This window comes from Pseudomonas monteilii NBRC 103158 = DSM 14164 (assembly GCF_000730605.1).
In the GTDB taxonomy this organism is placed as follows: domain Bacteria; phylum Pseudomonadota; class Gammaproteobacteria; order Pseudomonadales; family Pseudomonadaceae; genus Aquipseudomonas; species Aquipseudomonas monteilii.
Map to the genome: position 1 here is coordinate 1 of NZ_BBIS01000126.1, position 683 is coordinate 683.

Annotated in this window: 1 protein-coding gene; it reads left to right on the forward strand. The window is 57.4% G+C overall.

Translation table 11 applies throughout. The features are described from left to right. Positions 1–169: 169 nt before the first annotated feature. Positions 170–683: hypothetical protein (locus PM2_RS29460; protein ID WP_042132659.1), on the forward strand; the 514-nt coding region annotated here is incomplete at its 3' end.

Below are 683 nucleotides of genomic sequence, written 5' to 3' on the forward strand. Positions count from 1 at the left end.
AACGGCCTGTATACACCCAAGGCGGGCAGCGCCGAGCAGTATGCAATCGTCACTGCGTTCTATGACGACGGCGATAGCGTGGACCGTTTCGCCTACATGATCATTCCCGTCCCATTCGTTTCCAGCCAGCGATTCGTACAGTTGCTGGGTACTGAGAAGGTGAACTGATATGGCCAGTCATTCCAAAGAAGTACTGCTCAAGTTATTGGAAAGCGCCACGATACGCAGTGGCTGGGGCGGTGTGCTCGCGCTCAATCAGGCGGTGCTGAACATGAAACTGCGCGAGCAGTTTCTCGAAGCGCTGGGAGAGCGCACGTTCATTGAGCCCCTCATACTGGAGGCTGAGCTCGACGAAGGCGCGCAACAGTCCGTTTCGTTTCAGGGGGTAGTATTCGGCGAGCCGCAAATCAGCTTTGTCAGAACCCTGCCGACCACAGCAGAAGTGACTGTGCGCTTCAATGTGATCGCAGGCGACTTTGCGCGTTCGGTCAAGCAAGTCGCTCGTCCGGGCCGAGTGGTCGAGAGTTTTTCCATCAGCGAAGGCATGGGCTACTGGGTGCAGGCGCAAGCAAGCCTTCGGCTGGAGCAAGGTTCGACCCATCCCTTTGCGTCAGTGGTGCTGGACCTGGGCGAAATGCAGGACGTGACCACGAACCTGGCATCGACCGATTATGCGAACACGG